Annotated in this window: 9 protein-coding genes, 1 tRNA gene and 2 rRNA genes; 5 read left to right on the plus strand and 7 right to left on the minus strand. The window is 60.0% G+C overall.

Going from position 1 to position 13,590, the window contains the following annotated elements:
• The 3 genes from AAFX04_00005 to AAFX04_00015 form a co-directional block, all read left to right on the plus strand.
• Window positions 1-898: ribosomal RNA gene (locus AAFX04_00005) — 23S ribosomal RNA — on the plus strand; the annotation flags it as partial.
• Between the two features lie 110 nt (window positions 899-1,008).
• A 5S ribosomal RNA gene (gene rrf / locus AAFX04_00010) occupies window positions 1,009-1,123 on the plus strand.
• A 112-nt stretch (window positions 1,124-1,235) separates the two neighbouring features.
• Window positions 1,236-1,312, plus strand: a tRNA-Met gene (locus AAFX04_00015).
• 51 nt (window positions 1,313-1,363) lie between these two features.
• On the opposite strand, the gene AAFX04_00020 is transcribed toward AAFX04_00015, so the two are convergent.
• The 7 genes from AAFX04_00020 to AAFX04_00050 all read right to left on the minus strand — a co-directional run bounded on the left by AAFX04_00020 (window position 1,364) and on the right by AAFX04_00050 (window position 12,671).
• Entirely contained in the window at window positions 1,364-2,620 is a 1,257-nt protein-coding gene (locus tag AAFX04_00020; protein MEO1043806.1) for a cytochrome P450, read from the minus strand.
• Window positions 2,621-2,633: 13 nt separating this feature from the next.
• Entirely contained in the window at window positions 2,634-4,532 is a 1,899-nt protein-coding gene (locus AAFX04_00025; GenBank protein ID MEO1043807.1) for a di-heme-cytochrome C peroxidase, read from the minus strand.
• Window positions 4,533-4,589: 57 nt separating this feature from the next.
• A complete protein-coding gene (locus tag AAFX04_00030; protein ID MEO1043808.1) occupies window positions 4,590-6,557 on the minus strand; it encodes a DNA/RNA non-specific endonuclease in 1,968 nt (655 codons plus the stop codon).
• A 3-nt stretch (window positions 6,558-6,560) separates the two neighbouring features.
• Complete coding sequence (locus AAFX04_00035) at window positions 6,561-9,767, minus strand: ATP-binding protein (GenBank protein MEO1043809.1); 3,207 nt, start codon at window positions 9,765-9,767, stop codon at window positions 6,561-6,563.
• The gene (locus AAFX04_00040) at window positions 9,764-11,533 is read right to left on the minus strand and encodes a serine protease (GenBank protein MEO1043810.1); all 1,770 of its coding nucleotides are present in this window, start codon (window positions 11,531-11,533) and stop codon (window positions 9,764-9,766) included. The genes AAFX04_00035 and AAFX04_00040 overlap by 4 nt, the downstream gene beginning before the upstream one ends.
• A 401-nt stretch (window positions 11,534-11,934) precedes the next feature.
• Window positions 11,935-12,294: a hypothetical protein gene (locus AAFX04_00045; GenBank protein ID MEO1043811.1), complete on the minus strand. Its 360-nt coding sequence runs from the start codon at window positions 12,292-12,294 to the stop codon at window positions 11,935-11,937.
• Complete coding sequence (locus AAFX04_00050; protein ID MEO1043812.1) at window positions 12,291-12,671, minus strand: hypothetical protein; 381 nt, start codon at window positions 12,669-12,671, stop codon at window positions 12,291-12,293. Before AAFX04_00050 ends, AAFX04_00045 begins: the two co-directional genes overlap by 4 nt.
• 235 nt (window positions 12,672-12,906) lie before the next feature.
• Between AAFX04_00050 and AAFX04_00055 the strand changes: the two genes are divergently transcribed.
• Window positions 12,907-13,380, plus strand: coding sequence for a TspO/MBR family protein (locus tag AAFX04_00055; protein ID MEO1043813.1), 474 nt, complete (start codon window positions 12,907-12,909; stop codon window positions 13,378-13,380).
• A 12-nt stretch (window positions 13,381-13,392) separates the two neighbouring features.
• Entirely contained in the window at window positions 13,393-13,587 is a 195-nt protein-coding gene (locus AAFX04_00060; protein ID MEO1043814.1) for a DUF1289 domain-containing protein, read from the plus strand.
• Window positions 13,588-13,590: the final 3 nt, after the last annotated feature.

Consider the following 13,590-nt stretch of genomic DNA (forward strand, 5'->3'; position numbering starts at 1 on the left):
CCACTGTCTCCAACACCAACTCAGCGAAATTGAATTCTCCGTGAAGATGCGGAGTACCCGCGGTTAGACGGAAAGACCCCGTGCACCTTTACTGCAGCTTCAGAGTGGCATTAGAAAAGAATTGTGTAGAATAGGTGGGAGGCTTTGAAACTTGGGCGCCAGTCCAAGTGGAGCCAACCTGTGAAATACCACCCTATTGTTTTTTGATGTCTAACCTAGAACCGTGAAACCGGTTCAGGGACCCTCTGTGGCGGGTAGTTTGACTGGGGCGGTCGCCTCCTAAAGAGTAACGGAGGCGCGCGATGGTAGGCTCAGGACGGTTGGAAACCGTCTGCGAGAGTGCAATGGCATAAGCCTGCCTGACTGCGAGACCGACAGGTCGAGCAGAGACGAAAGTCGGTCATAGTGATCCGGTGGTCCCTCGTGGGAGGGCCATCGCTCAACGGATAAAAGGTACGCCGGGGATAACAGGCTGATAACCCCCAAGAGCTCATATCGACGGGGTTGTTTGGCACCTCGATGTCGGCTCATCACATCCTGGGGCTGGAGCAGGTCCCAAGGGTTTGGCTGTTCGCCAATTAAAGTGGTACGTGAGCTGGGTTCAGAACGTCGCGAGACAGTTTGGTCCCTATCTGCCGTGGGCGTCGATTGTTGAGAGGAGTTGCCCCTAGTACGAGAGGACCGGGGTGAACATGCCTCTGGTGTACCTGTCATCACGCCAGTGGTGCAGCAGGGTAGCTATGCATGGACGGGATAACCGCTGAAAGCATCTAAGCGGGAAGCCTCCCTCAAGATAAGCAATCATCGAGTCGTGGAAGACTACCACGTTGATAGGCCGGGTGTGGAAGCGCAGTAATGCGTGTAGCTAACCGGTCCTAATTACTCTTTTCGCGCTTGCAGAATCCCGCCATCAATGACAGCCTTGGACAAAGGCACATTGGCGGATGGTTATGCCAGCCGGATACGCCCGAACATATCGATTAAAAACTTCATGCACTGGCTTCATTGCTTGGTGGTCATAGCGTCTGTGACCCACCCGATCCCATCCCGAACTCGGCCGTGAAACCGGACAGCGCCGATGGTACTATTGCTTAAGCACTGGAAGAGTAGGTCGCCGCCAGGCATTGCAGCTGGTGCATGAGGAACCCATTTACATGTCTTAGAAAAAGCGGCCTGTCCGGCAACGGGCCGGTCGCTTTTTGCTTTTCTGGCCGATAGAGGCCGACTTTTGGTGGCGCGGGATGGAGCAGTCCGGTAGCTCGTCAGGCTCATAACCTGAAGGTCGCAGGTTCAAATCCTGCTCCCGCAACCAGCACTTCCCAACACACCAACACAGCTCTCCGCTTGCTGGCACTTTCGTGTTTCAGCGCCAGTTTAGCTGCCAGGTTTCCGGAACGCGACCGCTGCGATAGTCTGGTGCGGCTGTGGCGCTCAGACCGTCCAGGCGGAGAATCTGCCGCGCGATCTCCGGCACCATCACCGCAGCTATATGCCGTCCGAGGCAGGAATGGATACCCTGGCCGAAGGTGAAGCTGTCGCTGAAATCGCGCTGCGGGTCGAAACTGTCGGGTGCAGCAAATCCTTCCGGGTCGAACATAGCCGAATAGGTTACCGCCAATACCGTGCTGCCCGTGTGCACCGTCTCTTCATGACCGGTGCCAGCGGCCAGCAATGTGTCGCGCTTCACGGTACGGAAATAATAGGGAAAGGCGGGCCGGTAACGCAGCGCCTCGAATATATAGCCGTCGAAGTCCTCGGGCTCTGCTCGTAGCGCCGCTGCTCTCGCCTCGGCATGCAGATCAGGGTTTTCGAGCAGATATTCGACCGCATTAACCACGCAATGCGACGTCGTTTCGACTGCACCGATCAGCAAGCCGCCGACATTGGAGATCACGTCGCGCAGGTTGAAGCGAAACATGTCGGCAAAGGTCATACGGATCAGCCTGCTAACCGGGTCGCCATCATCATGCCCCGCACCACCGATCTTGACGGCAACCGAGCGCCCGGCGGTCAGCCGCGCGAGATAGAGGAACATCATGAAGATCGCCTTTTTGCGCTTCCGTACGATCCGTTCGGGATCGTCGATGAACGGCGCATCAAATGGCTGGTTCCAGAAGGCGTCCTGCTGGTTCCAATAGGACCATTGGATCATGTCGTCATGGTCGCCACCGCGAAATCCAAACCACTCTTCGACCAGATGAACGGGGACGCCGCGGCTCACCTGCCGTACGATTTCGATCTCTCCGGGCGCTGCGGCGAGTATGTCGCGGGTTCTCTCGCCGATCCATTCACGCATTTCGGGGATTTTTTCGCGGTCTAGAATCGCCTTCATCAGTGACTTTTCGCGCCAATGCGCTGCGGTATCGTCCTGGGCCATGAAATAATCGCCCTGTTTCGGCTTGTAGAGGTCGACGCCGAATGTGTTGTGACGCCGCAGCACGGTCATGCAGTCAGCCCAGCGCGTCACCAGCGTCACTTCGGGCAGTATCAGCACCGGGCGGTCAGCGCGCAGTTCGGCGAAGAATGGCCGCGCATCGGCCTTGTCGAACAGCCAGCCGCGCGCCATGGCCCATCGCTGCTCAGCCGGGATGGCATCGAGTTGCGCCAGATAACCGGTCATGATCAGCGCTCCCTCACAATGTTCGCATATAGGCTAGCAGTGCGGCGCGGTCGCTTTCCGAAAAGCCACGGGCGCCATAGACATGGCCGGCATTGCTGTTCCCGGACAGTGTCGTATCGAATAGCGACGTGCTGCCATCGCCAGGATCGGCAACCGAGCGGAAGCCGACCTCATCTGCGTCATATTCGGCGCTGCCAACCCAGAATCTGGACTCGCGCTGATCGGGTGGCAGCAACAGCTGATAGAGCGTGCGCACCGAGCCATTGTGCAGATAGGGCCCGGTGGCCCAGATACCGTCAAGCGGACGAGCCTTATATTGCAGCGACTTCCTGCCTTCTTCGGTGAAAATCTGCTGGCGACATTCGAAGTTCGGATCGGTGGCCATTTCCAGGCCGACCGTTTCGTCAAAGCGACGGTCCATACCCCACAAATTGCGCAAGACTTCGTTGACCAGATCCTTGACGTTATTGGCCATTACCCCTTTAACCCCGACCTCCAGCATATAGCTCACCGGCTCGACAGCGGCGAGTTCGCGACCGCCAACCAGCTCGGTCTTGGTCCCGGCCATGGTACCGGTAGTGCTGGAATAGAGCATGGCATTGCACGCCATGTTGATGTCGGTCAGATTGCCGTCGCTGGCCATATCGGCGAAGCTGACATTGACTTCGGTGCCACCGTCATCATTGCGTGCGTCGCCCTGCAAGTGGCAATCTTGGCAATGATCGACGAACAGTGCGCGGCCGCTGGTGACCAGCGTCTCTTGTTCACCGAGGTCGACGAAGTCGCCAAGCTGCGGCGCTTTCATTGCACCGACCAGCTCTTCCAGCCGCATCAGATTATTGACCCGGGCGCTCGACACATAATTGGGCCGCTGCCCTTCGCGCTCAACAACCGCCAGGTCGCCAAACACGCCAAGCACCTCGCCGGTGTTGCGACCCAGCGCGCCATAGTCGATCAGTTCATCGCCGCCGACAGGCAGCGGATTGTTGAGCCGGGCATTGGCGACCAGACCATTCCACTGCACCGTATTTTGTTCCTGAATGCCCCATAAAAAGGGATAGCTCACCGGTGCGGTGGAGGGATTGCCCTCTTCAGCTCCGGCGAAAATGGTGATCTTGTTGTAGATATGGCCAAAAGCGTCGACGCGCGAAAAGCCGTAGCGCGGCCGGTCATCGCCCTGGGGGAAATTGCGCCGTTCGGTTTCGGCCTGCCAGGCAATCATACGGTCAAGTGCATCGGTCAGCAATTTGCGATTATTCTCGCTCGCCTCCTGCCCGCTGGCGGCAAATACCGCCTCTGCAAAGCGGTCGAACCGGGCGCTGTCGGCATCGGGGTGGGTTTCGGCCAATGACTGGTCGAGCGCTTCGACAAAGGACTGATAGTCGAAGCGTGCTGGTGCTCCGGCGACGAGTCTGGTTACTCCGTCAATGGTCACATTGCCGGTGTGACAGGCAGCGCATGTCAGCCCGATCCAGGGTTCGGCGCCGGCGTCCCGATCAACTGTGTGGTTCTGCCCTTCATACCAGCTGAACCCGGTGTTCGGCAGATCGCTGTCATCCTGGCAATCGAGCGCCATGCCGACCGGATAGGCAAGCGCTGCATCGGTGATCAACCCGAAGCGCGCAAGATAATCCGGATCGGCCAGTTGGCCGCCACCGCCCGGCTGCTCGAGCGCGTCGAACCAGCTTTGCGGAAGCAGGCGGGATCCCTGTGATGCCTGTGCCCATTCCAGCAACTGCTGGTCGTCAAGCCCATTGGCCAGCACCATCTGTTTCAGCGGCGTGCCCGACAGCGCGCAGCTGCTCGGTGTCGGGTCGGATGAAAATAATGAACATCCGCTCAGTAGCGCGAGCAAGCCGCAGCCGGAGGCAAATGCCGCCATGTGACGCTTGGGGGTTCTGGCTGATAACATGGGCCTGTTCCTTTTCTTTTATGGTGCTGCCGGACATGGCTGTGACGGCGAAGGGGCTTAGAGGCGAATTTCCTCCATATGCTCGACGGCGATGTAGACCGGCACCGGGGATTCGGTTTCGTCCTGATCGAGCGGATCGAAATTGCGCAGCTCGCCAAAATCAATCCCGGTGATGCCTTCCAGCGTCCGGACCGGTAGCTGAAACGTTTTATACTCGCCAAAGACAAAGCCCTCGGTCGACTCGGTGACGCCGCGATCCTGAAGCAATTGCTGGATCAGCTGGCCCTGGCTGAGCAGATAGGCGCTGGCGTGCGGCCTGATCGTCCCGTCCTCTTCCTCGACCGGCATCACCACGACTTTCCAATATTCGCGCGGCAGGAACAGCATCGTTTCCTCGATCATATCCAGTTCTTCATTCAACACCGGACCGGTAAAGATGCAGGCACGAAAGCCATGGGTGCGCGAATTCTCGATCAGATAGTCTTCGAGCCCACGCCAGGTCGCGGTGTTGCGGTTGAAGCGGCCATGTTGTGGCGAACAGTTGGTGAGATGGAAGGTGTCGTAATTGGCCCGTTCGGCGACGTCCATATCCTCACCCCAATTGGGCGTCTCGCGCTTGACCATATGGCCACGGTCGACCCCGGCATCGGAATAGGCCTCGCTGCCGATCTGGATCTCCTGCGGAATCCGCAGGTCATAAAACCAGCGATCGCGTTTGCGCTTGATGCGGACCGGGTTGGCGCCATCGATATTGGCTGCCGCAACAACCGGGCTGCGATAATTCTGACAGAAGAGGATGCCGAAATGCTGGTAGCGCAGCTCGTGCGGCCGGCATGCTTCCGCATCGCTTGGCTCGGTGAGCGATGCGCCGGGAACACCCGACGCATCGGGCATCGGCACATCGAAATGCTCAAGGAATGACGGGGCATAGCCTGGACGTTGTGCCAGATCATCCGCTTCCCGAGTGCCGTCGCGCCTCTCCGTATCATCATTCCCGGTGTCGGCACCACCGACCGGCACCGATCGTTCGGCACCGCTCAACACGTCCTTCAGCGTACCGACCCTTACAGCACTGTTGCTGACGGCAAAGCGGCCGGCAAAATGCAGCCCGACGACATTGCCGCTGTCGAGGCTCAGCACCGGGCTGCCCGAATTGCCGCCCAGCGTGGTGGCATCATGCCGCAGCCGCGTCGCCCCTGGCTGCATCATCAGACGTCCGGGAGAGAAGCGCTTTACATCGTACAACCCCTTGAAATAGCGTTCCATATGAGTGCTGTCATTGCGACTGTCGCGGGCGGGATAGCCAATCACCGCGATGCGTTCTTCATCCCGGCCCTCGTCTTCCGCCAGCGGCAAGGGATCGATGCTGAAGCCGCTCGGCACCGCGATGCGTGCCAGCGCGACATCGGCGGCGGTGTCTGCAGCGATATAGGTGAAGCGCTCGATACGTGCGAGCCGGGCCTGGTCGTCGGGCGCGTCGATTTCTTCGTTGAAGTCGATCCGGGCACCATAGCGACCGCCGCCAAAGGGGTCGAACAGAAATGCTCCGGAGCCGAAAGCGGTACGGCGGGCGACAATCTTCGCGACATGGCGGTTGGTGGCAATCAGCAAATGTCCGTCGCCCTCACGCGCGATTACCCAGCCGGTTCCGCCCCAGGCCATATCATGGTTGATAAACTCGATCCGGCCAACCGAAGCAATTTTCGGTTCGACCGCGCGGATCCGGGTGTCGATATCGGCACCAAGGCCGGGCAGGGTAATGCCGGCCAGTTCAACCCTGTTGTTGCGTACCACCAGCGGTGGCCGGTTGGTCATGCGGATGATCGCCTCGAGCTGCGCTGCGTTCGATCCCATGCTTTCCAGCTGCGCCTTGCTGCTATCAAGCGCCTCAGACGGCAGCGCGCCCTCAAGACCAGCCTCGCGCAGCAACGGGTGGCCCTCGCTAAGGGCCTTTGCGGCCTGTTCCTTCATCGCATTCGGCATGCGCGAAACGCGCTCGACATTCTCCTCGAAATTCTCCGACATGATCTATTCCTCCTGCTGCAATATCCGTGCGAATTCAGGCCCGCCTATCCGGGCGAGCAGGCCCGTACGGGAATCGGGATCGATGGCTCTATCCATGGTGGTCGCAAGCACTGCCATCGGCACGGCAATGGCGCGTCCGACATGCCGCGCCATCAGTGCCCGCACCGCCGCCCGTTCGGGATTGTCGGCAGTCCGTCTTGCGGTCCGCTTTGCAAAGCGCAATGCCCGCGCCAGCCGCATGCTGGGACGCTGCCCCATGGCGCGGCTCTGGTCATGCTCCGCAGTTGCAGGATCGTACCAGAACAGCAATTGCCGCGCTGCTTCCTCGACCGGATTGCCCGTGGATAGCAGCCGTTCCAGCCAGGTCAGCGTGCCATGATCCAGCCTGAACTCCGGTTCGACCCAGGCTTCCGGTGCATTGGAGCCATAAACCCATTGTCCGGCGGCGCTGCGCCGCCACGCCTCGGCGCGGCGCGCGATTAGCGGAACATCCGCCACCTGCTTGAAAAAGCTGAATGCCGAGAGCCAGTCGGCAGTTGCCCCGAGAGCGCCGAGTTGTCCCACGCTCACTTCCGGCCGTCCGGTAAGCTGTCTGGTAATTCCGCCGCTCTGATCGATATCGAAAGGCATGTGCGACACGGTGCCGAAATGCGAGGCCACCGCCATCAGATAGGATTGCAGTGTCGGGCTCATCCGCAGCGAAACCAGCATCGCCACCGGCGCTGAATAGGGGTTGAGGCATGCCGCAACCTGCCATGGTGGATTGTCCCCGAATTTAACCGGAAACCCGTGCCGCTCGCGCAGCGCCATGGCATCCTTACGGGCAAAATCCTGGCTGGTCTCGTCCCGCAGTCCGGTTCCGGCTGCGCCTACCGTTTCACGCCAACTGTCTGATATGGTCGTCGCCCGTCGTTCGGCGAGTAACGCAAAGGCTAGCGCGCCCTCGGTCAGGCGCAACGCCTTGGCATCGCGATAAATGTGCTGGGCATTGAGCAGCGTTTTGTCGTCACGCTCGAATTCGGACACCAGCGCATCGAAATCAAATTCGGCGCGCATCTCGAGCAGAACCAGATGCACCAGTGCTTCGGCACCCTTCCAGCTGGCATGGCGATAATCATCTTTTTTGACCTGGCGGAACAGCTTATGCGCTTTGCTCCACTGCCCGCTGAGCCAGAAATAGCACATGGCGGCGACGCCTGCTGCTTCCTGCGGGCCGGGAATATCGTCGAACAGCGCTTCGAATAGCGACCGGGCCTCGATCAGATCACCTTTTTCGAGCAGGATCAGCAGGTCAGTCAGCATAGCCTCATCGATGGATCGCTTCGCACTCTCTCGCCTTGTCCCATATGCCTTGGGCGGGATGTTCTGTTGCGTGTTCCCGGCCGCGTTCCGGGCGGGTTCCGAGCGAGCGCTGCGCGAAAGCTCGCGGCGTGCGTGCAATATGGCATCGGCGGTGTGATCGGGCAGCTCCTCGATCATCGTCTCGGAAAATTGTGTCGCCAGCGATGTGTCGATGGTCGGCAAGGTATCGTCCGGGTCAAGGGCCTGGAGCTGGTGATACAGCGCGGCAACAGGGTCCTTGTCGGCGAGATAGCGCGCTGCTGCCCGGTTGACAGCGGTCACCTGCTCGCGCCGGTCGGCATAGAGCAGCTTCAGCACCACTTGCCGGACATCGCTGCGATGGCGTACCCATCCGCCCGGCTCTTCCTCTACCAGCCAGTGATGACTGGACAGCTGTTCGAGCAGTCGGCTGCTCTCCTCTTCGCTGATCTCCATGCCGAGTGCTGGAGCGATGACATTGGCAATGGCGCCGGCATCGACCCGGTCCATTACCAGGCCAAGATTGGCAATTTCGCACAGTGAATCGCCATCGATGCGCGACAGGATGGCGCGATAGAGATAGCCGCCGGCAATTTCGGGCGGCTCGCCCGCCATATTCTCGATCTCGACAGCCTGTGCGCCACCATCGCGGGCCAGCTTCGCCGCCAGTCTCAGGATCAGCGGGTTGCCATGCGCGATTTGCAGGACCGGCTCGACGGCTTCCTCCGGGGTTTCGAGTTTTTCGAGCATCATCCGCGCCACCCGATCAGGCAGACCGGAAAGCAGCAGCACGTCCTCGACCCGTTTCTTCCCCAGGGTCGCGAGCGCCTCGCCGCGTCCTGCGGCTATGATTGCGGTTGGTGCGACACCAAATCCCAGCAGGTCGTCGAGAAAGGCGAACAGGCGTTGCGGATGGGTGCGTCCATAGCTTGCCAGTACCTCAAGCGTGTCGAGAACCAGCAGCACATTCCGCCCGGCTGCCCGCACTGCGGCGCCCATCGCCTCGACCAGTGCGAACGGCATGGTTCTGGAGCCGCGCTTGCTTGAATCCTGCGCGCTTTCGCCGGAAAACCGTGCCCGCATCTGTGCCAGTTCAACCGCACTTTCGGGCAATTCATTGCCAAGCTGACGGGCGAGTTCCATTGTCAGCCCTTCCGGATCGACCAGATTCAGGCCGCGTCTGTCAAAATCCAGCCACAGCACGATCGGGTCTGATCGTTCGCGCGCCTCCTGTACCAGCTTGGTCAACAGGAAAGATTTGCCGACACCGGGGATCCCCTGAATATAGAGCGCCCGGGCCAATTTGGTCTCCTGGGGATTGTCAATCCAGCTGCCCAGCCGTTCGCGCAGCGCTTCATTGCCAAAATACCCCTCGGCCAGCTGTTCCTCGGCGCGTCTGATGGTGTGGTGGCGGTTGAGCATGCCCTGCAATGCCGGCAGTTTGTCATAAGCAGCTCCGGAGGCATTTCCGGCCAGTTCCAAGGCTCTCGCCAATATGTTGAGCCGGTCAAGATCGGGTGCGGAATTGTTCAGCACCGACTCTATTTCGCCGGTCACCACGTCCGGGCTGGCCGTCAGCGTGCTGCGCATGGTGGTTGCCAGTGGATCATCCGGCAGATCCCATTCCACCGATTGGGCGATACCTTCCGGGCCGAGCCGATCGAGTACCCGGTCGCGCGGTGACTGACGCATGATCCAGCCCTCGCCATCTTCCGCAGTGGTGCAGTCGGCGCGCAAAAACCCCATGATCCTGGCCGCAACCGGAGGGTCATATTCTTCCGTTCCGAAGCTGGTCTGGACCGCTTTCACCGGATCGAACACTACCGACAGTGCCGCATAGTTGCGCGCGCGGTCGGCCATTTCGGCAATTTTGTCGTCGCTCTCTTTCATGCCGCTGCCGCCCTGTCCCGCAAAGCCGCGACCAGACGCCGGGCAACCTGGCCCAGACTCTGCGCCGGATAGCGCCCAAATTGCGGCTGGACCCCGATCAGGGCATCTTTGGCGATATCATCGATCTGCTCGGGGCTGAGATCCAGCTCGAGATCATGCGATGCTGCGCGGATTGTGGTGTTGACATCCTCAAGCTCGAAATCACCGGTGAATTCGCTGACCACACCCGGAGCACTGCTCTCGTCAATCTCGTCCAGCGTATCGAAGCGGGTCAGCGGCAGCTGGTGGGTTTCCATCCGTGTCAGCACGAAGCGAATACGCTCTGACCGCATGATCCGGGCCAGCAGTTGCTCGAGCTGATTGAGTGCCACCCCGGCCAATTCGCTTCGCGGGCCATCAATATAAAGCCAGATCGGTCCCTGCACCTGTGCCTCGATACGCCGGATCAGCGCATCGGCGCGATCAGCCTCAAAGGCAATCGGGGTGGTTTCATCCTCGCGCACACCGGCGCGCGCGACGCTGGCACCCGCAGCGCCATCAAAGGCCACCTCTATCAGCTTGAACAGATCATATTCGCCAGCGCGTAAAGCTATTCGCACCAGTCTGGCCTCAGGCTGGCGCCGGGCCAGAAAGGCCTGAAGCAGCTCGAAGCCAAAACCGAGGCCGGACTGGTCTTTCTCGGCCTGTTCGCGGCGCATCCATATGCCGCGCAGTCGCTTGCTTGCTGCCTTGTCGCTGTCCAGCATATGGTCCAGCGCATCGAAAAACATGCGCCGACCGATAACCATATGGCTGTCGAGTGTCTGGTCAAGCGACCATAAATAGGTCGGTCGCCGGTCGCGCTCCAGGGTCCGGATCAGTTCGGCGCTATTGTCATTGGCGAAATTGCGTATCGGCACAAATTTGCGATTGCCGTCAACGCTCTTCTGATGGATGCCGATCATGTCCAGCCTGTTGTTGAACAGCGCGCCGCCCGACGACCCGCCATCGCTCAATGCGGTGTGGAGAAAGCGCCGCCGTTCCCCGCCGAACGTCGCCTGACCGGGGGACAGACCGACCAGTTCTCCCTGCGGATAATGCACCAGCAGACAGTGGGTCTGGCCGGGCCATGTGGGTGGCGGGCACACCGGCTCGGCGAAACCCAGGGCAAAGCCCACCGGTTGCGACAGACGCAGCAGGGTGAAATCGTCGAAGCCCTCAAGTTCGTTATCATTCGGTATAATGCCGTCCCATTCATCCGGGTGGCATGGCGATGACGGGTCGGTGGGGCGCGCCGGCAGACGTTGGCCATCGGATGTCAGCACTTCGATGCGCGGGGGATTTTGCGCATTCCATCCCTGTTTGCGGTTGACCACATGCCATGCCGTGAGCACCAGCCGGTAGGACACCAGAACGCCGCTGCCCATCACGATATTGTTGACCAGAATCCGGCAGCGGAACGACTTGGCCGCAAGCGAAAATGCCGCCAGGCCATCGGGGTCGATGCCGGCCTGCCTGATTCGGTCGAGCCGGGCCTGTGCCGTGTCGTCATCCGCGACCGCTTCGCCCTCGCCTGCCAGCGCGATGATGAATTCGCGTACCTTGTTGAAGCGGGTGAGATATCCGATGATCGCCTGTTCTGCAGTGTTGAACGGGTCGAGCCGGATGATGTCGTCAAGCTTCATCTGGATTCCGGTGCCGTCATGCACCTTGTCCAGTGCTTCCTGCACCAGTTCGGGCTTGTCCTCAATCAGTGTGCCGAGCAGGTCGGGGGCAATGCTAGCCATGGCCAGACTCCCGGGACGGGGACCAGGCCATGAGGTCGCGCGAAAGAAAGAGGCGCGACGTCGGCATGCTCAATGTGCCTCAGGCCAACGGGCGATGCGGCAATGGGAGGGGATTTCGCCCTCGCCGTCACTATAAGCAGACTTGAATGTTCCCACCATGCTCGGCCCTTCGTCGGAGTGTTGCACTCCTGCATTGAAACGAACGACCCGGATCGGATTCTGAAATGATTTTGTTTCTGATTAACGGTTACTTAGCATAGCCAGGCGGTTATTGTAATCCCAATTCTATTGGCACACACAAAGCTTCGCAAAAACTGCCTGGTGACCGAATAAGAGGCGAACGATATCGGCCTTTAACATCGCAATTCTGTCAATCTGGCCATATATCTCCTGATTCTGGGCTAATCCCGCACAATCTCGCGCACAATCACGCCAGCGGCAATGCCGGTTCTGCGTGCGGCGCGGCGGGCGCGGGCGCGATCATGATAATATTCACGCTCGCACTCATAATCATAGCCCCAATCGCGCATGCATTCGCGATATTGTTCGCGCGCACGGTTCCGTGCCGTAGCGCCCGCAATGCCACCCGCCACGGTGCCGGCGATAATCCCGGCACGGCGCGCATCGCGGCGATTGTCCCAGTCGTCATGCCAGTCATTGTGGTGATGGTGGCGGTGCCGCTTGCGGGCGTCGGCCGGAGCGGTGATGGCGAGCGAAACCAGCGCCACCGAGGCGATGCAGAGCAGGGCGCGACCGATCATTGCTCGGCTCCCAGGTCGATGATCTTGATGTCTTGCGGATTTTCGACACTGCCACATTTGCGCGCCAGCGCCTCGGCGGTTTCTTTCAGCCAGGCCTGGTTGAGTTGTGGCATTTTCTCGCGCTTATAGGCGTAGAAATAGCCATGCATCCAGGTCAGGGCATAAGCGATATCGTCCTGCGCCGCCTCGGCCAGTTCGATCCGCTCGGGCGATGCGTCTTCTTCCACTACAGCAATCCGCGCGGCGGTGTTGAAATCGGCACAGGTCAGATTCACCAGAGCGGCATTGGGATCGGTCGCCGCGTCCTGCTGTGCCGCCAGCGGCGCGGCGACTGTCATCAGACCCGCGGCCAACACCATGTCCATCATGCGTCTCATAACCATTTCTCCCTCATCCTGTGATGCAGCAGCCTAGCCTGACCGACTGCCCGACTCTGTATATGGCCCCTTTAGCAGCCCGGATTGTCAGCAATATGAAAGGCCATTGTAAATTCCGGATTTGCTATGGCACGGCGAAGCCTGTGACCATGATGGATGAAAAGAAGCCCGGCCGCAGCGGTCGAATTTGGCGGGTTGCATTGCACCCGGCCGCATCAGTCCCTACCTCCGGGCCATGTTTTCGGCACCTGTCACGGCTGCGATTCTCTGGGCGATCATTCTTGGTGGCGCTGGTGGCCTGCTGACCGAAATCGGTTCCTGGTATCACGCGCTAAGGAAACCGCGCTGGCAGCCGCCTGACTGGCTGTTCGGCCCGGCCTGGACCGTTATTCTCGGCCTTGCCGCCTGGGCTGCGGTGACGGGCTGGACCGCAGCAACTTCCGACAGTGAGAGATTGTCGCTGGTCATCGTTTATGCGGCCAATTTCGTCTTCCACTTTCTCTGGTCTCCGCTGTTCTTCAGATATCGGCGTCCCGACTGGGCATTGGTCGAGGTCCTGTTTCTGTGGTTCTCGGTTGCCGCGATGCTTTTCGTAACGGCGCGGCTCTCTCTGGCCGCGGGACTGATGATCCTGCCCTATCTCCTATGGGTGTCGTTCGCCGCCATGCTGAATGCGAAAATCGTGCAACTCAACCGGCCCTTCGTCTAGAGTCATCGCATCATGAATCCGGTCGAATCGCCCTGTACCAATATCTGCACCATCGATGGTGCTACGGGCTTTTGCCGGGGCTGCGGCCGGACCATTGTAGAAATTACCGAATGGGCATCGGCATCGCATCAGCGCCAACAGGCGATTATCGACCTGCTTCCGGCGCGGATGGACGCGTTGCACGCATCGGATGACGGGAAGACCTGAGCG

Source organism: Pseudomonadota bacterium (genome assembly GCA_039818985.1).
Classification (GTDB): Bacteria; Pseudomonadota; Alphaproteobacteria; order Sphingomonadales; family Sphingomonadaceae; genus Alterisphingorhabdus.